The organism is Variovorax sp. AC103, from assembly GCF_979254005.1.
In genome coordinates this window covers 1-23,357 of sequence record NZ_CEEDFC010000021.1, presented here as the reverse complement: position 1 = coordinate 23,357, position 23,357 = coordinate 1, and the positions used below count along the sequence as shown (strand labels likewise).

General features: G+C 70.5%; 20 protein-coding genes. 13 read left to right on the top strand and 7 right to left on the bottom strand.

All coding sequences use genetic code 11. The annotated features are described in order from the left end of the window. Positions 1–26: 26 nt before the first annotated feature. Positions 27–1,583 (bottom strand): amidase, encoded by a 1,557-nt coding sequence (locus tag AC0IYU_RS25775; protein WP_472122793.1) that lies wholly within the window; start codon positions 1,581–1,583, stop codon positions 27–29. Then, entirely contained in the window at positions 1,583–2,572 is a 990-nt protein-coding gene (locus AC0IYU_RS25770) for a Bug family tripartite tricarboxylate transporter substrate binding protein (protein ID WP_472122789.1), read from the bottom strand. The genes AC0IYU_RS25775 and AC0IYU_RS25770 overlap by 1 nt, the downstream gene beginning before the upstream one ends. 142 nt (positions 2,573–2,714) lie before the next feature. On the opposite strand from AC0IYU_RS25770, the gene AC0IYU_RS25765 reads away from it, so the two are divergent. Continuing rightward, positions 2,715–3,629: a LysR family transcriptional regulator gene (locus AC0IYU_RS25765; RefSeq protein ID WP_472122786.1), complete on the top strand. Its 915-nt coding sequence runs from the start codon at positions 2,715–2,717 to the stop codon at positions 3,627–3,629. Positions 3,630–3,636: 7 nt separating this feature from the next. Here the strand turns inward: AC0IYU_RS25765 and AC0IYU_RS25760 are convergent, their stop codons facing one another. Further along, positions 3,637–4,179, bottom strand: coding sequence for a DsbA family protein (locus AC0IYU_RS25760; protein ID WP_472122783.1), 543 nt, complete (start codon positions 4,177–4,179; stop codon positions 3,637–3,639). A gap of 43 nt (positions 4,180–4,222) precedes the next feature. Next, positions 4,223–5,182 carry a helix-turn-helix domain-containing protein gene (locus AC0IYU_RS25755; protein WP_472122780.1) on the bottom strand — a complete coding sequence of 320 codons (960 nt, stop codon included), beginning with the start codon at positions 5,180–5,182 and terminating at the stop codon, positions 4,223–4,225. A gap of 199 nt (positions 5,183–5,381) precedes the next feature. Between AC0IYU_RS25755 and AC0IYU_RS25750 the strand changes: the two genes are divergently transcribed. Next, complete coding sequence (locus AC0IYU_RS25750) at positions 5,382–6,443, top strand: adenosine deaminase (RefSeq protein WP_472122777.1); 1,062 nt, start codon at positions 5,382–5,384, stop codon at positions 6,441–6,443. Here the strand turns inward: AC0IYU_RS25750 and AC0IYU_RS25745 are convergent. Continuing rightward, positions 6,404–7,720 carry an MFS transporter gene (locus tag AC0IYU_RS25745; RefSeq protein ID WP_472122773.1) on the bottom strand — a complete coding sequence of 439 codons (1,317 nt, stop codon included), beginning with the start codon at positions 7,718–7,720 and terminating at the stop codon, positions 6,404–6,406. The genes AC0IYU_RS25750 and AC0IYU_RS25745 overlap by 40 nt on opposite strands. 116 nt (positions 7,721–7,836) lie before the next feature. Between AC0IYU_RS25745 and AC0IYU_RS25740 the strand changes: the two genes are divergently transcribed. The 3 genes from AC0IYU_RS25740 to AC0IYU_RS25730 all read left to right on the top strand — a co-directional run bounded on the left by AC0IYU_RS25740 (position 7,837) and on the right by AC0IYU_RS25730 (position 12,145). Further along, positions 7,837–8,877: a LysR substrate-binding domain-containing protein gene (locus AC0IYU_RS25740; RefSeq protein ID WP_472122771.1), complete on the top strand. Its 1,041-nt coding sequence runs from the start codon at positions 7,837–7,839 to the stop codon at positions 8,875–8,877. Continuing rightward, positions 8,843–9,646, top strand: coding sequence for a helix-turn-helix domain-containing protein (locus AC0IYU_RS25735; RefSeq protein ID WP_472122769.1), 804 nt, complete (start codon positions 8,843–8,845; stop codon positions 9,644–9,646). The genes AC0IYU_RS25740 and AC0IYU_RS25735 overlap by 35 nt, the downstream gene beginning before the upstream one ends. Before the next feature lie 63 nt (positions 9,647–9,709). After that, positions 9,710–12,145: a penicillin acylase family protein gene (locus tag AC0IYU_RS25730; RefSeq protein ID WP_472122766.1), complete on the top strand. Its 2,436-nt coding sequence runs from the start codon at positions 9,710–9,712 to the stop codon at positions 12,143–12,145. Positions 12,146–12,185: 40 nt separating this feature from the next. On the opposite strand, the gene AC0IYU_RS25725 is transcribed toward AC0IYU_RS25730, so the two are convergent. Both AC0IYU_RS25725 and AC0IYU_RS25720 read right to left on the bottom strand, forming a co-directional pair. After that, positions 12,186–13,445 carry an MFS transporter gene (locus tag AC0IYU_RS25725; RefSeq protein WP_472122764.1) on the bottom strand — a complete coding sequence of 420 codons (1,260 nt, stop codon included), beginning with the start codon at positions 13,443–13,445 and terminating at the stop codon, positions 12,186–12,188. Positions 13,446–13,572: 127 nt separating this feature from the next. Next, positions 13,573–14,130 (bottom strand): MOSC domain-containing protein, encoded by a 558-nt coding sequence (locus tag AC0IYU_RS25720; protein ID WP_472122762.1) that lies wholly within the window; start codon positions 14,128–14,130, stop codon positions 13,573–13,575. A 112-nt stretch (positions 14,131–14,242) separates the two neighbouring features. Here AC0IYU_RS25720 and AC0IYU_RS25715 point away from each other — a divergent pair, with 112 nt between their 5' ends. The 8 genes from AC0IYU_RS25715 to AC0IYU_RS25680 form a co-directional block, all read left to right on the top strand. Beyond that, the gene (locus AC0IYU_RS25715) at positions 14,243–15,190 is read left to right on the top strand and encodes a GlxA family transcriptional regulator (protein ID WP_472122759.1); all 948 of its coding nucleotides are present in this window, start codon (positions 14,243–14,245) and stop codon (positions 15,188–15,190) included. Between the two features lie 107 nt (positions 15,191–15,297). Further along, the gene (locus tag AC0IYU_RS25710) at positions 15,298–16,122 is read left to right on the top strand and encodes an SDR family NAD(P)-dependent oxidoreductase (protein ID WP_472122756.1); all 825 of its coding nucleotides are present in this window, start codon (positions 15,298–15,300) and stop codon (positions 16,120–16,122) included. A gap of 102 nt (positions 16,123–16,224) precedes the next feature. Continuing rightward, a complete protein-coding gene (locus tag AC0IYU_RS25705) occupies positions 16,225–18,105 on the top strand; it encodes an acyl-CoA synthetase (protein WP_472122753.1) in 1,881 nt (626 codons plus the stop codon). A gap of 73 nt (positions 18,106–18,178) precedes the next feature. After that, the gene (locus AC0IYU_RS25700) at positions 18,179–18,988 is read left to right on the top strand and encodes an enoyl-CoA hydratase-related protein (RefSeq protein WP_472122750.1); all 810 of its coding nucleotides are present in this window, start codon (positions 18,179–18,181) and stop codon (positions 18,986–18,988) included. 49 nt (positions 18,989–19,037) lie between these two features. Further along, positions 19,038–20,039 carry a Bug family tripartite tricarboxylate transporter substrate binding protein gene (locus AC0IYU_RS25695; RefSeq protein WP_472122747.1) on the top strand — a complete coding sequence of 334 codons (1,002 nt, stop codon included), beginning with the start codon at positions 19,038–19,040 and terminating at the stop codon, positions 20,037–20,039. Positions 20,040–20,041: 2 nt separating this feature from the next. Continuing rightward, positions 20,042–21,748 carry a tannase/feruloyl esterase family alpha/beta hydrolase gene (locus AC0IYU_RS25690; RefSeq protein ID WP_472122744.1) on the top strand — a complete coding sequence of 569 codons (1,707 nt, stop codon included), beginning with the start codon at positions 20,042–20,044 and terminating at the stop codon, positions 21,746–21,748. Between the two features lie 71 nt (positions 21,749–21,819). Further along, positions 21,820–22,677, top strand: a complete 858-nt coding sequence (locus tag AC0IYU_RS25685; RefSeq protein WP_472122742.1) for a helix-turn-helix transcriptional regulator — start codon at positions 21,820–21,822, stop codon at positions 22,675–22,677. 68 nt (positions 22,678–22,745) lie between these two features. After that, a partial coding sequence (locus AC0IYU_RS25680; protein WP_472122739.1) for a hypothetical protein occupies positions 22,746–23,357 on the top strand: 612 nt, incomplete at its 3' end.

Below are 23,357 nucleotides of genomic sequence, written 5' to 3'. Positions count from 1 at the left end.
GCCTTCAGACGGCCTTCAGACGGCCTTCAAACGGCCGAGATAGCGGCCGCCGCCGTGCCCGCGCCCTGGTAGATCGGCGGTGTCCTGACGATCGACGTCAGCGCGGGCTCGGCCGCGCGCAACGCCGACAGGTCGGGCCGCGGACGGCGCAACTGCGCATGCGCCGAGAAAGCCATTTCCATGGCCCGCGCCGCGCCCAGCACCCGGTGGTCCGCCCTGAAGCCGCCCACCACCTGCAGCCCGAACGGCATGCCCGCATGGTCGAGCCCGCAGGGCAGTGAAATGGCGGGGTGCGTGGTCAGCGTGACCACATAGGTCAGCGCCAGCCAGCGGTAGTAGTTGGCCTGCGGCTCGCCGTTGATGTGGCTGGCGTACGGCTGCGTCCAGGGAAAGGGCGTGACCGGCGTGGTGGGCGACAGCACCAGGTCGTAGTCGGCGAAGGTGGCCTGGAAGCGCTTGAGCAGGCGCGTCTGCTCGGCCTGCGCCCAGGCGCTGTCGAGCAGGCTCATGCGCGCGCCCATCTCGTAGTTGGCGCGCGGGTTCGCACCCAGGCTGTCGGGGTCGCGCTCGTAGGCCGCGTGCATGCCGGCCACGAAGGCCTCGGCGCGCAGCACGTCGAAGCAGCGGTGCGCCTCGCCCAGGTCGAACTCGACCTTGTCGCAGCGGCGGAACAGGTGCCGCATGGCCTCGATCTTCTGGCGGAAGGCGGCGCGGATGCCGTCGTCCACGGCGCAGGTGCCGAAGTCTTCGGTCCATGCCACGCGCAGGGTGGCCAGGTCGACGTGCGCCGGCGCCAGGAACGACAGCGGGTCCAGCGGATAGGTGAGCGGGTCGCCGGCGTGCATGCCGGCGGAGGCCGCCAGTTGCAGGCACGCGTCGTCCACGGTGCGGCCCATGGGGCCGACCACCGAGATGGGCGTCCAGCCCAGCGGCTTGCGCACGCTGGGCACGACCCCGGGCGACGGCCGAAAGCCCACCACGCCGCACTTGGCCGCCGGAATGCGCAGCGACCCGCCGGTGTCGGAGCCGGTGCACACCGGCAGCATGTCGCACGCCAGCGCGGCCGCGGAGCCGCCGGACGACCCCCCGGCGTTGAGGTTCGGGTCGAAGGGGTTGCCGGTGGCGCCCCACACCTCGTTGCGCGAGTTGGCGCCGGCGCCCATCTCGGGCACGTTGGTCTTGCCCGCCACGATGGCGCCCGCGCGGCGCAGGCGCGCCACGAGCTCGATGTCCTCGGTCGGCACGTGGTCGCGGTAGATGGCCGAGCCCCAGGTCGTGAGCAGGCCCTCGGTGGGCTCCAGGTCCTTCACACCCAGCGGCAGGCCGTGCAGCAGGCCGAGCGTGTCGCCGCGCATGACGGCGCTTTCGGCGGCTGCGGCTTCGGTGCGCGCACGCTCGAAGCAGGTGGCGGTCACCGCGTTGACGAAGGGGTTCACGCGCTCGATGCGCGCGATGCAGGCCTCCAGCAGTTCGACGGGCGAGACCTGCTTGGTGCCGATCAGGCGGCGCAACTCGACGGCGGATTGCTCGACGAGCTCGGTGCCCGTTGCGCCGGAGTCGTGCGATGTGTCGGTCGGGTTCATCAGTCGGCCGTGATGTTCGCGCGCGCCGCCACGGCGCGCATCACCGGCAGCTCCCGGTTGATGAGCTCGCTCGTCGCGGCGGCGTTGCTGTAGGCCGGCTCCAGGCCCTGGGCCAGCAGCTTGGCGCGCGTGTCGGGGTCGGCAATGGTCACGGCCAGCGCCTTCTCGAGCTTTGCCTTCACGTCGGCGGGCAGGCCCTTGGGGGCCACCAGCGCGAGCCAGGTGTCCATGTCGATGCCGGGGTAGCCGCTCTCGGCCATGGTGGGCACGTTGGGCAGCAGCGCGGAGCGCTTGGCGGTGGTGAGCGCAATGGCCTTGATCTTGCCGCTCTTGAGCTGCGGAATCGCCGCGCTCACGGTGTCGATGCTGAACGGAATCTGCCCGCCCATCAGGTCGGTCATGGCCGGGGCGCTGCCCTTGTAGGGCACGTGCGTCATCTTCAGGCCGGCGGCATGCAGCACGCTTTCGCCGGCGAACTGCGCGGTGGTGCCGGTGCCGAAGGAGCCGTACGAGTACTTGCCGGGCGAGGCCTTCACGTAGTCGACGAACTGCTGCACGGTCTTGACCGGCACGTCGCTGTTGGCCAGCAGGATGAGGCCGGTGCGCCCGGCGATGCCGATCGGGTCGAAGCCCTTCACCGGGTCGTACGGCAGGTTGGGGCGGATGGCGGGGTTCACGGTGAAGGTGGTGCCCGAGCTGACCAGCAGCGTGTAGCCGTCGGGTGCCGCCTTCGACACGTAGCTCGCGCCGATCACGGTGCCCGCGCCGGCGCGGTTCTCGATGACCACGGGCTGGCCCAGCTCCTTGCCGAGCCGCTGCGCGATGACGCGGCCGTTGACGTCGGTCGCGCCCCCGGGCGGAAACGGTATGACCAGCGTGATCGGTCGCGTGGGAAAGGCCGTCTCGGCGGCAGCGGCGGTCAGCGGCACGGCGCCGAGTTCAAGGCCGCACAACAGTGCCATGCCAGCCATGAGCGGGAGACGGTTCATCGGTTAACTCCTGGGAATCGAGGGAAGTGCAAGGCCATCCTAGGAGCCGCAGGCAGCTGCCACAAGCGCAATGTTTAGAATCCTGCGTTGCCGAATCGGCAATCGACACGGGTCGCACCAGACCCCGCACACAGGACACTTCATGTCGCTTCGCGCCTTGCAGGAAACCGCCGTGCGCTACTTTCTCGAGGTCGTGAAAACCGGCTCCGTGAAGGACGCCGCGCTCAGGCTCAACGTCGCGCCCTCGGCCGTGAGCCGGCAGGTGGCGCGGCTGGAGCGCGAGCTCGACACGCTGCTGTTCGACCGCCACGCGCGCGGCATGGTGCCCAATGCCGCGGGCGAGCTGCTGGCCGCGCACGCCAAGCGGGCGCAGCACGACATCGAGCGGGTGGCCAACGACATCGCCGGCCTGCGCGGGCTGCGCAGCGGGCATGTGCGCGTGGCGAGCACCGAGGGCTTCGCGTTCGACTTCATCCCGACGCTGATCGCGCGCTTCCGGCGCAAGCACGAGGGCATCCGCTTCCACCTGGAGGTGTGTTCGCCGGGTGACATTTCCAGGCGGGTGCGCGACGGCGAGTCCGACGTGGGCATCACCCTGAGCGCGGCGCCCGAGCCCGGCATCGAGATCGAGCTGCGGCACCCCAGCCCCATCCTGGCCGTGATGGCCAAGGACCATCCGCTGGCGGTGCAGCGGCAGCTGGCGCTGCGCCAGGTGGTGGCCTACCCGCTGGGGCTGCCGCAGGAAGACAGCTCGATACGGCGCCTGCTCGACGCCAGCTGCGCCCGGCAGGGGCTGCGCTATGCGCAGGCCATGTCCAGCAACCATGCGAATGCGCTGCTGAGCTTCGCGGCGGCCGGCGGCGGCAGCATCGCCTTCTATGGCGCGCTGTCGATGCGCACGCTGCTGCAGAGCAAGGCGCTGGTGGCCATTCCCCTGAAAGACCGCGAGATGAACGAGCGCCACCTCGAGATCGAGACCATGGCCGGCCGGCCGCTGCCCGATGCGGGCAAGGCCTTCGTGCGCTTCCTGGTGGAGGCCGTGAAGGCCACCGGTTGAAGCGTTGCTACTTCAGCGCGCGCTCGACGGCGTCGCGCAATTGCTGTAGCCCGAAAGACACATCCGTGAAGGTGCCGTTCACATAGAAGGCGGGGGTGGCGCGCACGGTCAGCCGGCGCCCGATTTCCATCTGCTCCTGCACGCGCTGGCGGTACACGCTGTCCTTCAGCTCGTTGTCGAAGCGCGGCATGTCCAGGCCCAGCTGCTTGGCATAGGTGTCCAGGTGGCTGGCGTCCAGATGGCTCTGGTGGTTGAACAGCAGTTCGGCGTACGGCCAGAACTTGCCTTGCGCACCGGCCGCCTCGGAGGCTTCGGCCGCCAGCTCCGAGTGCGGATGCACCTCGCGCAGCGGAAAGTGCCTGAACACGAAGCGCACCTGGTGCGCGAAGTGCGACAGCAGCAGCTGCACGGCCGGGTGCGCCTGCCGGCACGAGGGGCATTCGAAGTCGCCGAACTCGATGATGGTGACCGGGGCCGCGTCAGGCCCGAGGATGTGCTCGGTGGCCCGGTCGGGCACGAGAAGGGGGTTCGCGTGGGGCAGTGCGCTCATCAAGGCCTCGCAGGGTGAGTGAGTGGGTGGGAAGAAGGGCCGTCTATCGCTCGACCCGCATCTTTCGCCGCCAGGTGCCCGGCGGCGTGCCCGTGTACTGCGAGAAGACGCGCGTGAAGTGGCTCTGGTCCGCGAAGCCGCAGGCCGCGGCCACGTCCGCCAGCGGGCGCTCGAAGTCCATCAGCAGTGTCTGCGCGCGCTCCAGCCGCTGCGCGATCAGCCACTGGTGCGGCGTCTGGCCGGTGGTTTCGCGGAAGGCGTGGATGAAGTAGCTGCGCGACAGGTTGCAGGCGTCCGCAATCTCGGCGATGGAGATGGTGCCGTCGATCTTGTCGCGCAGCATTTCCTTGGCGCGTGCCTCGTGCGAGCGAGACAGCACCCGCTGGGTGCGGGGCTCGGCGGCCGGTGCCGTGTGGCCGTGCGCATCGACCAGGTGGCTGGTCATGGCCAGGCAGACCTGGTCGACGAACAGCAGGCTGGCCTGCGCGGGGTGTTCGAGCGCGGGCGCCAGCGCGAGCGCGAGATGGGCGAGCACCTCGTCCCGCACGGCCGTCACCGCCGCGAGGCCGCCTGCGCGCGGGCCCGGCTTGTCGTCGATGGCGCGCTCCAGCGCCGGATGCGAGATCTCGAGCAGCACGAAGTCGAAGCCGCTGTGCATGTCCGCGCGGTAGCGGTCGCAGAAGTCGCGGATGTAGATGTCGCCCTGGCGGAAGTCGTGGCACTCGGCGTGGTGCGTGTGCAGCACCCGCCGGCGGTGGCCGTCGCGCAGCGAAATGCCCACGAGCACGCCGCGTCCGCTTGCGGCCGTCTCCACGTGCTGGCGCTCCTGCGTGTCCACCGTTTTGCGGTAGATGCGCACGCCGTTGGCCGACAGGTCCCTGTCCTTGCTCAGGTGACCGGCCGAGCAGCCGAGCCCGTCCTTGGGCGCGGGTTCACCCGCGGGCTGGAAAGCCGGTTGAAATGCCAGGCCTGGGGCCGGGACGGGGCTGCTTTCGGCGCGCATGAAGGGGCGGGCGGGATGAGGAGTGGTGAAGCACCCGATTGGCGGTGCTGCGGCCGATTATGGATAGAAGCTTTGTCCGATTTGTTGAAAATGCGGGTTTGCCATCGATGGAAGCTGTAAGGTTTCGTGTATGCCGCAGGGGACCACAGCCTTTATGCTGTTCGCCACCCTCACGCTGTCCGTTCCAACGTTCCCCACCATGACCGATTTCCGTCCCGCCTACGACGAGCGCTTCGACCGCATTGCCGCCGACCGCCTGCCCGAATTGCTGTGCGCCATGCCCAAGGCCGAGCTGCACATGCACATCGAAGGCTCGCTCGAACCCGAGCTCATCTTCGCGCTCGCGCAACGCAACGGTGTAAGCATTCCCTATGCCAGCGTCGAAGAGCTGCGCCGCGCCTACGCCTTCACCAACCTGCAGACCTTTCTGGACATCTACTACGCCGGCGCCAGCGTGCTGCTGAAGGAGCAGGACTTCTACGACATGGCCTGGGCCTACCTGGAGCGCGCCGCGGCCGATCACGTGGTGCACACCGAGATGTTCTTCGACCCGCAGACGCACACCGCGCGTGGCGTGCCGATGGAAACGGTGGTCAATGGCCTGCACCGCGCGTGCGTCGATGCGCAACCGAAGCTCGGCGTGAGCGCCTCGCTCATCCTGTGCTTCCTGCGCCACCTGAGCGAGGAAGAAGCTTTCGAAACGCTGGAACAGGCGCTGCCGTTTCGCGAAAAATTCATCGGCGTGGGGCTCGACTCCAGCGAAGTGGGCCACCCGCCCGAGAAGTTCGCGCGCGTGTTCGCGCGCTGCCGCGAACTGGGCCTGCACCTCGTCGCGCATGCGGGCGAAGAGGGGCCGCCCGAATATGTGTGTAGCGCGCTCGACGTGCTCAAGGTCGAGCGCGTCGACCACGGCGTGCAGAGCGCGAAAGACCCGGCGCTGATGGCGCGGCTCGCGCAAGACCGCATTCCGCTCACCGTGTGCCCGCTGTCCAACCTCAAGCTCTGCGTGTTCCCCGACCTGTCGCAGCACAACCTGGGAACGCTGCTCGACGCGGGCCTGGTCGCCACCGTGAACTCGGACGACCCGGCCTACTTCGGCGGCTACATGAACCAGAATTTTCTCGAGACCTTCGCTGCCACCGGCCTGAGCGTGCGGCACGCCTGGCAGCTTGCGGCCAACAGCTTCGAAGGCAGCTTCATCGACGAGGCCGCCAAGCGGTCTTACGTCGACCGGCTGAACGCGGTCTTCGCGAGCTTCTGATCTGCAGAGACGTCCGTGGCAACGGGCCGCGGCACCAGCAGCGGCATCGCCACCAGCGCGCACGCGCTCGCCGCGAGCCACACCAGCGCCCAGCCCTGCAGCGCCAGCAGGTGGGGAATGGAAAAAGGCGTGACGAAGCACACCAGGAACACGCTGGTGTTGGCCATGCCCAGCGCGGTGCCCGCACGTGCCGCGCCGGCCATCGTCGCCAGCTCGGTGTAGGCCACGCCGTGCCAGGCCGACACGCACACGCCGCTCACCCCCAGAAGCACGACCAGCGCGATGCGCAGCGCCGGTGAATCGGCGGCGCTGCCGTTCGCATGGCCCGCGGCCAGCACCAGCACCGCGAGCCCGGCGAACAGCAGCACGCTGAGTGCGCTGCAGGCGCGCAGGTAGGCGGGACGGTTGCGCCGGCGGTCGGTCCAGCGGCCGCTCCACACGCGCATCACCATCGCACCGACCTGCGTGAAGACCATGGTGGCGGTGATCGTCGCCAGCCCCGCATGGCCGAAGTCGTGCAGGAACACGGTGCCGAAGGACAGCACCGCGAACTGCGGCGCACAGAGAATGCCGATGCCCGCCACGATGCGCCACACGCGTGCGTCGCGCAGCGGGCCGCTCTTCGGTGCCGCGGCTTCCACGGTCTTGCCGGTGCGGGGCGCTATAGGCGGCTCGTGCACCCAGGCCCAGCTCATCGCCGCGCTCAGCACGCACAGCAGCGCCAGCAGGCCGTACAGCGCGGCGAAACCGAAGTGCAGTGCCACGAAGGGCAGCACCAGCGCGCCGATGCCGCCGCCCATCGGCACGGCCGTCTGGCGGATGCTCATTGCCAGGCCGCGCTCGCTGGCGTCGAACCACGTCATCACCGCCCGCCCGCTCGCACCGTTCACGCTGCCGCCCAGCAGGCCCACCAGCAGCAGCCCCGCGGCCAGCCAGCCCAGGCCGGGAATGTGCCCCGCCACCGGCGCGGCCCACAGCGCCATCGCCGCCAGCGCCAGCGCCGTGCTGCCCAGCCCCATGAGCAGCACCGGCCGGTCACCCCAGCGGTCGGTCAGCAGGCCCCAGGGCAGCTCGCTCACCGCGATACCCAGGCCCATGAGGCCCAGCACCAGGCCGAGCGTGGCGTTGTCGAGCCGGTAGCCGGTGCGCATGAGCACGGCGGTCATCGGGATGCCGCTGAAGGCCACGGAAAACGCAGCGTTGGCGGCCACGCCGGCGGCCAGCACCTTCCAGCGGTGGCGCGGCGATGGCGATAAGGAAGAGGGCGAATTTGTCATGTTGCGGTGCAGTGTCCGCTGGTGCAAAGCTTTTGAAAATCAGAAAATAATGCGCTTATCGTCCTGAAAATCAGGACGATCAAACAGGCCCCTCCAAGCCCCTCCAAGGACACGACATGAGCCAGGTGATGTTCGATCTCGACGTGCTGCGCACCTTTTCCACCGGCATCGCGCTCGGCAGCTATGCGCGCGCGGCCGACCGGCTGGGCCGCTCGACCTCGGCCGTGAGCGCGCAGCTGAAGAAGCTGGAGGCGCAGGCCGGCACCGTGCTGTTCCGCAAGGACGGGCGCGGCCTGGCGCTCACCGACGCCGGCGAAACCCTGCTGGCCTACGCCCACCGCATGCTCGAACTCAACGACGAGGCCGGCGCCGCCATGCGCGGCGCCGACCTGCAGGGCTGGGTGCGGCTGGGCCTGCAGGAGGACTTCGGCGAGACGCTGCTGCCGGCCGTGCTCGGCCGTTTTGCGCGCGCCCACCCCAAGGTGCGCATCGAGGCCTGCGTGGCGCGCAGCGGCGAGCTGCGCGAGCGGCTCGAGCTCGGCGAGCTCGACCTGGCGCTGGCGTGGGACGTGGGCGACCAGCCGCTGTCGCCGCATGCCGAGCGCGTGGCGCAGCTGCCGCTCCTGTGGATCGGCCCGACGGCGCCCGAGCGGGTCGACGCCCCCTGGTGGACGGAGCGCGAGCACCGCGGCCCCGGCGCGCGGCAGCCCCGGAGCAAGGAGCCGCTGCCGCTCGTCATGCTCGACGCCCCGTGCCCGCTGCGCGAGATCGTCATCGCCGCGCTCGACCGCGCCGGCCTGCCCTGGCGCCGGGCCTTCGGCAGCGCCAGCCTGGCCGCGCTGTGGGCCGCCACCTCGGCCGGGCTGGGCCTGACCGTGCGCACGCCGTTCGGGCTGCCCTCGCATGTGCGCACGCTCGACCGCTCGGTGCTGTCGTTGCCGGCGCTGCCGCAGATCTCGCTCGTGCTGTACCGCGCGCAGGCGCACGCCGAGGCGCCGGCCAGCCGGCTGGCCACCTTGCTGCTGGAGGCGGTGCGCCAGCATGTGCAGCCCGTGGCGGTGCCGATGCGTGAGAATCCGCCGCTGGAGACAAAGACAAAAGCAACGACAGAAGCGAGACCGCATGGCAACGCACAACTTCCTGCATCTGTGGGATGACCGGTTCCTCTACATCACGCCGGCGATCCAGTCGGGCCTGACGGCCCGCTCGTCGGCCACCTTGCTGGCCTCGGTCAGCGGCCACCCGTTCACCCTGGAGGCGGTCGACGGCACGCGCGTGCGCTGCACCGCTGCGCTGGTGGCGCCGCATGTGTCGCGCCGGCTCGACGTCGACGGCTGCGGGCTGCTTTCGCTCAACCTCGACCCGGCCTCCGTCGCCTACCGCATGCTCGCCAGGCGCATGGGCGGCCACGGCATCCAGCCGCTGGACGCGCGGCGCTTCGGCCGCCTGCGCGACGATTTCGCGCCGGCGCAGTGCGGCGCCCTGGCAGACGACCGCCTGCAGATGCTCAGCGCGAAGATGGTCGAGGCCATCACCGAAGGGCCCGAGTGCGAGGCGCCCGTCGACCCGCGCATCGAACGCGTGCTGCGGGCCATTCGCGCGCACGCGGGGCAGATCGCGCTACGCGAACTGGCGGCCGTGGCCTGCCTGTCGCCCGACCGGCTGACGCACCTGTTCGCCCGGCAGGTGGGCGTGTCGGTCAAGCGCTATGCGCTGTGGACCAAGGTGCGCCGCACGGTGCAGCAGTTCACCGGGCAGCGCGCGCTGACCGACGTGGCGCTGGTCAGCGGCTTCACCGACGCGGCGCACATGAGCCGGACCTTTCAGCGCTACTTCGGCTTGGCGCCGTCCTTCCTGGCGAGCCAGGTGCGCGTGACGGCGGATGCGCAGGCTTCGCACGCCTGGGGACAGCGCGCGTTGCACTGAGGCTTTGGGCGCCGGCTGCGGCGCTGTCGCCTGAACAAAAGCGCAGCCAGAACGTCAGCAGGCATGCGCGCCAAATTTTCGCGCGGCCTTCGGCCGCTTTCTCTCGTGTCCGTTGCCCTGGCCCTCGCGGCATGCGCGGCTATCGACGATCGTCCGGCGCCCGCGCCCCATGGCGCCTACAAGGCCGAGATTCGCCGCACCGCCATGGGCGTGCCGCACATCAAGGCCGACGACTGGGCCGGTGCAGGCTATGGCTATGGCTACGCGCAGGCGCAGGACAACCTCTGCACCTTGGCCGACGCCTTCCTGAGCTACGGCGGGGAACGCTCGCGGTTCTTCGGCGCCGAGGCCCAGGTGCCGGCCAGGAGCACCATCGGCCAGCCGAAGAACATCGATGCCGATTTCTTCCACAGGCACGTGCTCGACGCCGAGCACGTCGATGCCATGGCCCGCGCGCAACCCGCCAGCATCCAGCGCCTGGTCGAAGGTTTTGCCGCCGGCTACAACCGCTATCTGCGCGACCTGGCAACCGATGCCCATGCGCACGACGCCTGCCGCAACGAGACATGGGTGCGGCCCGTGACCGCCCGCGACATCTACCGCCGCATGTACGCCACCAACCTGGCGGCGGGCTACAGCAACTTCGTCGCCAACATCGCGACCGCGGTGCCGCCCGGCGCCCAGGTGTCGTCGCACGGCCTGAGCGACACGGCGCCGCGGCAGTTGGCGATGGAAGTCGGCGGCACCGCCGGCGTGGGCAGCAACATGATCGGCTTCGGCACCGCGGCCACCGGCGACGCGAGCCCGCTGCTGTTCGGCAACCCGCACTGGTACTGGCGCGGGCCCGACCGCTTCTACCAGGCGCAGATCACCATTCCGGGGCAGATCGACGTGAGCGGCACGTCTTTCCTGGGTGTGCCGGTGATCCTCATCGGCTTCAACGAGAACGTGGCGTGGAGCCACACGGTGTCGGCGGCGCGGCGCTTCGGCCTGTACCAGTTGCAGCTCGCGCCCGGCGACGCCACCCGCTACCTGCGCGACGGCCGCCCGGTGAAGATGCAGGCCCGCGTCATCACGGTGCAGGTGAAGCAGCCCTCGGGCGCGGTCGAGCCCGTGACGCGCACGCTCTACACCTCGGCCTACGGACCGCTGGTGAATCTGGGCGCGATCGACCCGGCGCTCGCGTGGAACTCCGCCACGGCATTCGCCATCCGCGACATCAACGCCGACAACTACCGCACCTTCCGCACCTGGCTGCGCTGGGGGCAGGCGAAGTCGCTCGACGAGCTGATGTCGGTGCAGCGCGAAGAGGCCGCCATTCCCTGGGTCAACACCGTGGCCGTGGGCCGCGGCAGCGCTCAGGCCTGGTACGCCGACATCGGCGCGGTGCCCAACGTGTCGGGCGCGCAGGTGAAGGACTGCACCCCGCCCGCCGGCCAGGCCCTCGGCGCGGCGATGCCGCGCGTGCCGGTGTTGGACGGCTCGCGCAGCGCCTGCGACTGGCAAGGCGATGCCGACTCGGTGCAGCAGGGCGCCATCGGCCCTTCGCGCATGCCCGGCCTGCTGCGCGACGACTACGTCGCCAACATGAACGACAGCCACTGGCTCGCCAACCCGAAGGCGCCGCTCATGGGCTACCCGGACATCTTCGGGCCGGCCGGCAGCAATGCGCAGACCTTCCGCACGCGGCTGGGCCATCTGCTCGCGCAGGGGCTGGCGCTTGACGGCGCAACGGTCGACGGCGTGAAGCGGGCCGCGCTGAACAGCCGCGCCTACACCGCCGAGCTGTTCAAGGCCCGCGCGCTGGCCATGGTGTGCAACGTGCGCCGCATCGCGGTCAAGGCCGACCCGCAGACCGGCGAGGCGTTCTCGCCGCCGCGCAGCGTCGACACCGGCCCCGCCTGCGCGGTGCTGAAGGCCTGGAACGACACCGGCACGGCGTCGGCGCGCGGCGCCCACGTGTGGGACGAGTTCTGGGCGCGCGCCGAACTGCTGCCCGCGGCCCGGCTCTACGCCGTGCCCTTCAGCGCGAGCGACCCGCTCGGCACGCCGCGCGGTCTTCAGGCATCGGCCGCCGAGGACCTGCGCCAGGCCTTCGGCGCGGCGTTGCTGCGCGTGCAGGCGAGCGGCTACGCGCTGGACGCCCCGCGCGGCGACACCCTGTTCGTGACGCGCAACGGCCGGAAGATTCCGCTGTCGGGCGGCTGCGACGACCAGGGCTACTTCACCATCGTGTGTTCGGAAAACCGCCTCGACCGGGGCGGCTACGGCATGGACGGCAACCCGAACGGCAACAGCTACATGCAGATCGTGCGGTTCCCTCAGGGCGGTGTGGAAGCCCACACCTTCCTGACTTTCTCGCTGTCGGACGACCCCGCCTCGGCGCACCACGCCGACTACACGCGCGCCTACAGCGCGGGGCAGTGGCTGCGCATGCCGTTCTCGCAAGCGCAGATCGAGGCCGACGCGGCCTACCGCAGCGTGACGATCCGCGAGTAGCTGCGCGCGCCGCTCGCTGTCTCGCCGTCTCGCCGTCTCGCTATGGATGACGCCGCTTGGCCAGCCAGTTCCACCCGGCGCCCGCGGCCATCAGCACGCAGGTGCCGAGGAACACGGCGCGCATGCCGATGTGCCCGCCCACGAAGCCACCCAGCAACGGTCCCGCGACCTGGCCGGTGTACTGCGCCGAGGTCGAGTAGCCCAGCATGTTGCCGGCCACGCGCTCGGGCACGTTGTGGCGGATCACGCTGGCAATGCACGGCAGCAGCCCGCCGAGCGAGAGCCCCATCAGGAAGCGCAGCACCACCAGCTGCCAGCCCGCCGTGACGAAGGCCTGCGGCACCAGCAGCAGCGCCGACACCGCCAGGCAGCCGACGATCACGTTCCAGTGCCCTACGCGGTCGGCCAGCTTGCCCAGCCGCGAGGCCGAAAGAATGCTGCCGAGCGCGGCGGCCGACATCACCAGGCCCGCCATCATCGTCACGCGGTTCGGGTCGTCGACCAGCGTGGCCACGTACACGGTGATGATCGGCTCGATCGACATGTTGGCGAGCATCAGCAGCATGCCGGTGAACAGCATGGCGACGAGCGGGCGCTTGTCCGCAACGGCGGCCCAGCCGCTGTCGGCGGCGTGCGGCTGCTTCTTGCCGGCCGGCGTCTTCCTGTCTTCGCGAATGAGGAAGGCCGTCGCCAGGAAGGCCACGAAGATCATCGCGCCCGCCGCGAAGAAGGTCGCGCGAATGCCGATGAGCGGCGGCAGCACGCCGCCCACCAGCGGCCCCACCAGGTTGCCCGCCATGATGGCCGAGGACATGGTGCCCAGCGCCCAGCCGGTGCGCTCCTTGGGAGTTTGCGTAGCCACAAGCACCATCGAGCCCGAGGCATAGCCGCCCAGCAGGCCGGCCAGCAGCCGCAGCCCCACGAGCTGCCACACGTTGCCCGCCAGGCCGATCAGCGCCATGGCCACCGACATGCCCAGGCTCGCGCGAATGAGCATCGGCTTGCGCCCGTAGCGGTCGGCCAGCCGGCCCCACAGCGGCGCCACCAGCGCGGCACTCAGAAAGGTGGCGCCATAGGCCGCGCCCGACCACTGCACGATGGCCGCATGGTCCTTCACGCCCAGCTGCTCGACGTACAGCGGCAGGAAGGGCAGCAGCAGCGTCATCGCGATGATGGTGGTGAAGGAGCCGAACATGCACACCGCGAGGTTGCGCTGCCAGTGGATGTGGGTGTGGATGTGAGGGGTGGTGGCCGCTGCGGCTTCTGCCGCGGGCGCGTTCGTTGAGGTCGGGTGCGTCATGGGGAGCGGCCATTGTGTGACGCGGCGGCCCGGTTGGCGCCTGCCGGATGGCGGCGGCACCCATCGCGGGGGGCGTGGGCCTCGGTCTGCAAGCCCGGGCGCAGATGCGAAGGCCGGAACATCCGGTTCAGTTCCCGGTGGATCTGCTGTCCTCCATGGACATGCCCGCCGCTGCGCCCGGCCGGCACACCACCGCATCTCCCCGCCGCAAGACCCCGCCCCGCAGCACCCGCGCCGTCAGCCCGCCGTGCCCGCGCACCGCGTTGTAGCCGCCGGGCCCGAGCGCTTCTTCCATGCGCGAGCAGGGCTCGCACGGCCCGCTGATTTCCAGCAGCACCTCGGCGCCGATGCACAGCACCAGCGGCTGGTCGCGAAACAGCGAGCGCGCGGCGATCAGGTTCAGGCCCGACACCACCAGGTTGCGGCGCAGCACGTCCGCCCCGACCTCGGCCCGCGCGCACATCGCTGCAATCACCGGCAGGTGCTCCGCCTGCAGCAGCGTGACCTGCCGGCGCCCGCCAGGCTGCGCCGCACCGCTGCTGCGGTCGCCCTGCAGGCCCCGGCCTTCGAGCGCGACCGCTTCATCCACCGATTGCACGGGCGCACGGCGTGCGGGCCGCAGCAGCACGGCGTCGAGCCGGCCGGGGCGGGGAAACTGGCGGGTCAATTCGCGGAGATCGGGCATGCGGCCATTGTGCGCAAGCGCGCTTCGCATGGCCCTGCCGCCGGCCCGGTCGGGCGGCAAGGCTTACCCTCTCGTCGCGAATGACAGACAACCCCCTTTTCAGGACATGGCCATGAAACGCATCGGCGTGCTCGTCTTCCCCGGTTTCCAGATCCTCGACCTTGCGGCCATCGCGGCGTTCGAGCTTGCCAACATGCATGCGGGCAAGACCCTCTACAAGGTCGAGTTGCTGTCGGAAGAGGGCGGCCTCGTGGCCAGCTCGTCGGGCTTGTCGACCGACAGCAAGCGCTTCACCGCGGCCAGGTTCGACACGCTGCTGATGACCGGCGCGCTCACCATCGAGCCCACCTCCGAGAAGATGTGCCGCTTCCTGCGCGCGGCCCTGCGCCGCGCGCGCCGCGTGGCCAGCATCTGCACGGGCGCCTTCGGGCTGGCCGACGCGGGGCTGCTCGACGGGCGCCGCGCCACCACGCACTGGGCCTTTGCGCAGGAGCTGCAGAAGCGCCATCCGGCGATCAAGGTGCAGCCCGACCGCATCTTCATCAACGACGGGCCGGTGTGGACCTCCGCCGGCATGACGGCGGGCATCGACCTGGTGCTGGCGCTGGTGGAGGAAGACCTGGGCGTGGAGGCGGCGCGGTTCATCGCGAAGAAGCTGGTCGTGTACCACCGCCGCGCGGGCGGGCAGTCGCAGTACTCGGCGCTGCTGGCGCTGGAACCCCGCTCCGACCGCATCCAGCAGACGCTGGTGCATGCGCGCGCCAACCTGCGCGACGCGCTGTCGGTGGAAGAACTGGCCGAGGTGGCGCACCTGAGCCCGCGCCAGTTCAGCCGCGCCTTCAAGGCCGAGACGGGGCAGTCGCCCGCGCACGCCGTGGAAAACCTGCGGGTGGAAGCTGCGCGTGCGCTGATCGACGAAGGCAGCCTTGCGCTGGGCGTGGTGGCGCTCGAGACCGGCTTCGGCGACCCCGAGCGCATGCGCCGCGCCTTCCTGCGCACGCTGGGCCAGCCGCCGCAGAGCGTGCGCCGCGTGGCGCGCCTGCAGGGGGCCGGGGCCTGAAACACCCGATGTCCTGAAAGGTGGCTTATATGACATTTACGCCATCGCCTCCAAGGAACAAACTTCCCCCACGGCCGCACCACCGTGTGGCGACAAAGGAAGTTTTCATGACTGCATCGACAAAGGGCACCGCCCTCATCACCGGCGCATCGTCGGGCATTGGCGCCGTGTACGCCGACCGCCTGGCGCGCCGCGGCTACGACCTGGTCCTGGTGGCGCGCAACCGCGAACGCCTGGCCGCGCTGGCGGACCGGCTCGCGGGCGAGACCGGGCGCAAGGTCGAGGTCCTGCCCGCGGACCTCAGGAACAAGGGCGACATCGCGCGCGTCGAGGCCGTGCTGCGCACGCGCAGCGACATCACGCTGCTGGTGAACAACGCCGGCGTGGGCGCCACCGCACCGCTGCTCGCGTCCGACATCGACAAGATGGAAGACATGATCGCGCTCAACGTGAACGTGCTCACGCGGCTCACGTATGCGGCGGTGCCGGGCTTCGTGGCGCGCGGCGCGGGCACGCTGGTGAACATCGCCTCCATCGTGGCCGTCTCGCCCGAAACGCTCAACGGCGTGTACGGCGGCAGCAAGGCCTTCGTGCTCGCACTGAGCCAGTCGCTGCAGCACGAACTGGCCGGCAAGGGCGTGCGCGTGCAGGCGGTGCTGCCGGGCGCCACGGCCACCGAGTTCTGGGGCATCGCCGGCCTGCCGGTGCAGCACCTGCCGAGCGAGATCGTGATGACGGCCGAGAACATGGTCGATGCGGCGCTCGCGGGGCTCGACCTGGGCGAGCAGGTCACGATTCCCGCGCTGCCGGACCAGGACGAGTGGAACGCCTTCGAGGCGGCGCGCCGCGCGATGTCGGCACGGCTGTCGAGCACCGCGCCCGCGGCGCGCTACGGCGTGCGTGCGAGCGAAGGCGTGGCCGTCCCAGGGTAAGCCTGTCCCCATCGCGGCGGACAGACGCCGCGTCGCCGCCTGCTTACGCTCCCGTCAGACATTTGCCCGGCAACGGGTCACCCCCGACTTGGGAGCGCGCGTTTGAGAGCAGCAACTGGCATCGGCAGCCTGGAAGACATCCGGCGGATCGAACATGCACCCTATGCGGACTTCATGCCGCATGCGGATGTGCTCGATGCGCTGGAGGACGCGGCGCGGCGGCACCCCGAGCGGGCCGCCATCACCTACATCCGCAGCGCCGACCCCTCGGTGCCGCCCGCGCGCTGGACGCACGCGGAACTGGTGGCGCAGGTGCGCCGCGCGGCCCGTGCGTTCACCGCGCTGTGCGGCGACGCCGAGCCTCGGGTCGCCTTCCTGCTGCCCGCCATTCCCGAGGCCTACTTCACGCTGTGGGGCGCCGAGGCGGCCGGCGTGGCCTGCCCCATCAACTACCTGCTGGGCGAGGAACACATCGCCGAACTGATCGACGCCGCGCAGGTCAACGTGCTGGTTGCGCTGGGGCCGAACCCCGAGCTGGACATCTGGCGCCGCGTGCCCGGCCTGCGCAGCCGCTGCAGGTCGCTGGCGCATGTGATCGCGGTCGGCGGAGCGGAAGGTGCGGAAGGTGCGGCAGGGGCGCAAGGAACGCTCGACTTCGATGCGCTGCTGGCCTCCCACTCGGACGCGCCGCTGCAGCGCACGCGCCAACCCGATGCCCACCGCATCGCCGCGCTGTTCCACACCGGCGGCACCACCGGCCGGCCCAAGCTCGCGCAGCACACGCACGGCAACCAGCTGCATGCGGCTTGGGGCGGGGCGCGCATGTACGGCACCACGGAGCACGACGTGGTGCTCAACGGTTTCCCGCTGTTCCATGTGGCGGGCTCCTTCGTCTACGGCCTGTCGACCCTGCTTTCAGGCGGCGAGGTGGTGCTGCCCACGCTGCTGGGCCTGCGCAACACGGCCTTCATGCAGGCCTACTGGCAGTTCGTGGCGCTGCACCGCGTCACGCTGCTGGCGGCGGTGCCGACCGTCATGTCCACGCTGCTGGGAGTGCCGCGCAACGGCGAAGACCTGTCGCGCGTGCGCTGCCTGCTCACGGGCGGCTCGCCGCTGCCGTCGGACCTGGCCGAGGCCTTCGAGCAGCGGCTGGGCATTGCGGTGCGCAACATCCTGGGCATGACCGAGTGCGGCGGCGTGATCGCCATCGAGCCGGTGGGCGCGCCGCGCGTGGCGGGCTCGGTCGGCTGGCCGCTGCCGTTCACCCGCGTGCGCGTGGCCGATGACACGGGCGCCCCACTGGCGACTGGCAAGGAAGGTGAAGAGGGCATCCTGCAGATACAAGGCCCGAACGTGGGGCCGGGCTACACCGATGCGGACAACAACGCCGGCGTGCTCGTCGAGGGTGGCTGGCTGGTGACCGGCGACGTCGGCCGCATCGATGCGCAGGGGCGGGTGTTCGTCACCGGGCGCTCGAAGGACCTGATCATCCGCAGCAGCCACAACATCGACCCCGTGGTGATCGAGGACGCGCTCATGGCCCACCCCGACGTGCTGCTGGCCGCGGCCGTCGGCGCGCCCGACGAATACGCGGGCGAGGTGCCGGTGGCCTATGTGTCGCTGCGCCCGGGCCGCTCGGTCGGCAGCGAGCAGCTGGCCGCGTTCGCGCAGGCGCGCATTCCCGAGCGCCCCGCGTTTCCGAAAGCCATCTTCATCCTCGACGCGTTACCTGTCACCGCGATCGGCAAGCTCTACAAGCCCACGCTGCGCGCCATGGCGATCCGCTGGGTGGTGCAAGACCGGCTCGCGCGCAGCGCGCTGGCGTCGAAGGTGCACGTCGACGTGCGCGCCGAGGGCAAGGGGCTGGTGGTGCATTGCACGCTCGCCGGCGACGACCCCGGCACCGCCGCGCAGGTGCGCAGGCTGCTCGGTGTGTTCGCGCTGAACTGCCGTGTCGGCACCGCCGAAGGAGCCGAGGCATGAGCGCCGCGCCGGGCCGCCCCGAGCAAGCGCGCGTCGAAGAGTGCACCGCCGTGCGCGGCGCGGAGGTCGTCGAATGAACGATGACATCCGCTATGAGAAGAACGGCCACGTCGCCACCATCACGCTCGACCGGCCGCAGGCGCGCAACGCGCTCACGCCGCGCATGCTGTGCCTGCTGGCCGACGCCTTCGTCGATTTTCGCGCCGACGCAGCCCTGCGCGTGGCCATCCTCACAGGCGCGGGGGAGCTGGCCTTCTGCGCGGGCGGCGACCTGGCGACCACGCTGCCGCTGATGACCGGTGACCGCGCGCCGGCCGATGCCTTCGAGCACCGCATGCTCGCCGACCCGCTGGTGCTGGCGGCCTCGTCGCTGCGCGACTTCGCGCTGCACAAGCCGGTGATCGCGGCCATCAATGGCGCCTGCATGGCCGCGGGCTTCGAGACGATGCTGGGCACCGACATCCGCATTGCCGCCGCGCATGCGAGCTTCGGTCTGCCCGAAGTGCAGCGCGCGCTGATTCCCTTCGCGGGCTCGATGGTGCGGCTGCCGCGGCAGATCGGGCATGCGCGGGCGATGGAATTCATGCTCACGGGCCGGCCCATGAACGCCGAGGCCGCGTTGCAGTGCGGGCTGGTCAACCACGTGGTTCCTGCGGACCGGCTCATGGCCAAGGCGAACGAGATCGCGCAGCAGATCGCCGTCAACGGGCCGCTCGCGGTGCAGGCCGTGAAGCAGACGGTGATGGAAGCCAACGGCGTGCCGCTGGATGTCGGCTACCGGCTCGAAGACCGTGCGAAGAAGGCCGTGTTCGCCAGCGCCGACGCACGCGAAGGGCCGCGCGCCTTCATGGAAAAGCGCAGCCCCGACTACAAGGGCCGGTGAGCCCGGCCCTTCGCGCACATTCGATTCAAGAACCAACGGAGACAAACCGATGAACCCCAAGCCGATGTCCAGAAGAGCGTGCCTCACCGCGGGCGCCGCGGCGTCCCTGGCGCTGGCCTGCCCACCGCTCGCCCTTGCCCAGACCGCGCAGGCCTACCCGTCGCGTTCGGTGCGCCTGGCCGTCGGCTTTGCGCCCGGCACCGGTCCCGACGTGCTCACGCGCGTGCTCGGCCAGCGGCTGGGCGAGACCATCGGGCAGCCGATGGTCATCGAGAACCGCGCCGGCGCGGGCGGGCAGATCGCCGCGCAGTTCGTCGCCAAGAGCCCGGCCGACGGCTACACGCTGCTCATTGCCGACGTGAGCGCCATCAGCATCGCGCCGGCCGCGTTCTCCAGGCTGCCCTACGACCCGGCGCGCGAACTGGTGCCGGTGTCGGAGGTGGTGCGCACGGACTTCATCCTGGTGGTGCCCAACTCGTCGCCCGCGAAGACGGTGGCCGATTTCGTGAAGATGGCCAAGGCGGACAAGGACAAGGTCAACTTCGGCACCTTCGGCGCGGGCACGCCCGGCCATTTCGGCGCCGAGATGTTCGCGGAGCAGGGCGGCTTCAAGGTGGAGCCGGTGCACTTTCGCGCGACCGGCGATGCGGTGACGGCCATCATCGCGGGCGACGTGCAGGCGGCTTTCGTGTCCACCGCGCTGGCCATGGCGCAGGTCAAGGGCGAGAAGATGCGCGCGCTGGCCACCACCGCGCCGCAGCGTTCGCCGCTGCTGCCGGCGGTGCCCACGTTCACCGAATCGGGCTTTCCCAAGGCCGATTTCTCGGCGTGGTTCGCGCTGTTCGTGCCCGTGGGCACGCCGCAGGCGGTGATCGACAAGCTCAACGTGCAGGTGGTGGCGGCCGTGCAGTCGCCCGAGGTGCGCCGCCGGCTGGAGGAGGCCGGCTTCAGCATCGCGGGCACCAGCGCGGCGGACACGCGCCGCATGATCGCCACCGAGACCGTGCGCTGGCAGAAGGTGGTGGCGGCCACCGGCTTCAAGGGAGACTGAGCATGCGAGCGCACCTTCTCGCGGCCGGTGTGCTGCTGGTAGCGGGTTGCTCGGGCATCGACACGGGTGGGTCCGTCTCCACGGGCGCATCGAACGCGCCGCTGGCCTGCGCACGGCTGGCCGCCGCAGTGCCCACGGGCACGCGCCTCACGCTCAGCGAGACGGTGCCCGCAGGCGACATCCAGCTCACCGGCGTGCAGCCCGGCGCGCCCGGTTCCACGGCGCCGGTGCCCGCGCATTGCCATGTGCAGGGCAAGATCAACGAGCGCACCGGCATCGACGGCAAGCCCTACGCCATCGGCTTCGACCTGCGCATGCCCGCGGCCTGGAACGGCCGCTTCTTCTTCCAGGGCGGCGGCGGCACCGACGGCACCTTGCGCGACGCGGTCGGCCAGCTCACCGGCGGCGGCAACACGAGCAACGCCTTGCTTCAGGGTTATGCGGTGGTGTTCACGGACACGGGCCACATCGACGAGCCCGGTCCCGACGGCCCGTACCGCTTCGGCCTCGACCCGCAGGCGCGGCTGGACAACGGCTACAACTCGATGGCGCAGACCGGCCGCGTGGCCAAAGCGCTGATTGCCGCGCACTACGCGAAGGCGCCCGAGCATTCCTATTTCGTGGGCTGCTCCAACGGCGGGCGGCAGGCCCTGATGATGGCGCAGCGGTACCCCGACATGTTCGACGGCGTGATCGCCTCCGCGCCGGCCTACCGCGTGCCGCTGGCCTCGGTGCAGGCGGTGTACGACACGCAGCTCTACGCCAGGGCCGCCGCTGAGAATGCGCCCCTGGTGAACGGCCGCCCGGTGCTCTCGGCCGCGTTCTCGCCGGCCGACATGAAGCTGTTGACGACCGAGGTGCTCAACCAGTGCGACGCGCTCGACGGCCTGCGGGACGGCATCGTCGACAACTGGCCCGCCTGCAAGTTCAAGCCCGAGGCACTGCGGTGCACCGGCGGCAAGACCGCGCAATGCCTGAGCGGCACGCAGGTCGATGCGCTCGCGAAGTCCTTCGCGGGCCCGAAGGACGCGAACGGCCGCCCGATCTACAGCGACTGGACCTTCGACGCCGGCCTGCACTCGCAGGAGTGGACGCGCTGGAAGTTCGGCGACGCGCCTGGCGCCGTGCCCAATGCGCGCAACATCACGCTGATGACCGGCGCTCTGGCCATGGTTTTCAGTACCCCGCCCACGGTGACGGCCGATTTCTACGGCCACGCGCTGGCCTACGACGTGGCACGCGACAGCGCCAAAGTGCATGCGTCGAACGCCACCTTCACGCAGTCGGCCATCCAATGGGAGGTGGCCGATTCGCCGAACGTTGACGCCTTTGCGCGCCACGGCGGAAAGATGCTCTTCTTCCACGGCGTGAGCGACCCGGTGTTCTCGGTGAAGGACACGGTGCGCTACCTGGGCCAGCTGCGCGACCGCTACGGCGGCAGGACCGACGCCATGGCCCGCCTGTTCACCGTGCCCAACATGGCGCACTGCGCGGGCGGCCCGGCCACCGACCAGTACGACGGCCTGGGCGCGCTGGTGAACTGGGTCGAGAAAGGCCAGCCGCCCGAGCGCATCGTGGCGCGCGCCCGGCCCGAGAACCGCGAGGTGACCACGCCGGGCCGCACGCGTCCGTTGTGCGCATGGCCGAAGCAGTCGCGCTACAACGGCAGCGGCAGCATCGAGGACGCGGCCAGCTTCGGTTGCCGTTGAGGGCCGCCGGAACAGGCTGGAACAGGGTCAATCCCGATGGAAGAACACGCGGCACGCGCTAGCTTGGCCCCATGGACCTGATACCCCTCAAGCACCGACCCGCGCCGGCCCCCCTCGCGACCGCGTCGGAGCGCGCGAGCCTGGCGCTGGCCGGCGTCATCGGCTGCACCGGCCAGCCCGATTTCAGCGCCAAGGCGCTGATCGAGCTCAACCGCATTCTGCCGATGTGCTGGATGTCGATCTACAAGCTGTTTCCCGATGCGCCGCCGCAGAGCTACGGCGGCGGCGCCTTCGGCATCGCCGACGGCACGCGCGATTCGTGGCGCGTGTACCGCCAGGGCCTGTACAGCCGCGACCGCACCTTTCTCGCGGCCCGCGAGGTCACCGAGGGCGGCGACGCCGTGGTCACGCGCTGGCATGCGCGCGAAATTCCGCTGGAGCACCGCAAGGCCATCTACATCCGCCACGGCCTGCGCGAGCGCGTGTCGCTGGTGGCGGGCGATGCGCTCGGCGGCGGCGGCCCAGGCGGCGTGTTGGCGGTGAACCTCTACCGTGGCATGGAACAGCCGTCGTTCCGTGACGACGAGGTCGACCTGCTGTGCAGCCTGGCGCCGCCGCTGCTGGCCACGGTGCAACTGCATCTGCGGCTCACGGCGCCGCAGCACCTGGAAGCAACGCAGGCGGCTCATGACGTCACGCTCAACCCCGAACCCGCCGCGCTGGCCGACCTGCCGCGCCGCGAGCGCGAGGTGTGCCAGCGGCTGCTGCGCGGCTGGACCTACGACGGCATCGCCGCCGACCTCGGCATCTCGGCCGGCACGGTGAAGACCTACCGCAACCGCGCCTTCGAACGCATGGGGCTGCACCACCGCAACGAACTGTTCGCTAGGGCGCTGGCCGAGGTGGCGGCCGCGCCCGCGGCTGTGTAGGACCGTGGCGCGGGTTGCGACCGCCGGGCGCTGCCCCGGGGCATGCGCGCCTATGATCGTTCGGGACCATGCGCAATTCACTCGACTTCAGTTCCTGGCAAGGCCTGCTGACCACGCTGCTCGGCCTGATCGTCGTCTCCCTGGTGGCCGTGGGCATCCGCCTCGCCGTGATGCACGGCGTGCAGCAACGGCGCGAGCGTGCGAACCGCCAGATCAACGAGCGGCTCAAGACGCTCATCGCTGCCTACAAGGTGCTGGGTGGCTCTTTCACCGGGGACCTGTCGGTGGACCCCAGCCACTTGCGCGAGCTGCGCACGCGCGAAGGCGCCGAGGCCGCCGCCCTTGCCGCGTCGGACCGGCGCCGGCGCACTCGGGACACGGTCGAGGCGGCGCTGTCCGACGTGATCCTGCTGGGCACCGAGACGCAGGTGCGCCTTGCCGCCGGCGCGGCCAACGACATGGTGGCGGGACGGCCCGTGGAAACGGCTGAACTGGTGGTATCGCTTCGCCTTTTCATTCGCGACGTGCTCGACCTCGACCCGATTCCGCCCGAACTCGGCATTCCCAAGCAGGGTCCGGTCCGTGCCAAGGGAACGCCTGCGCGCGAAGGCGCGGGCGGGTCCAGGGCTGTCTCTTATACACATCTCCGAGCCCACGAGACGAGTCATAGGATCTCGTAT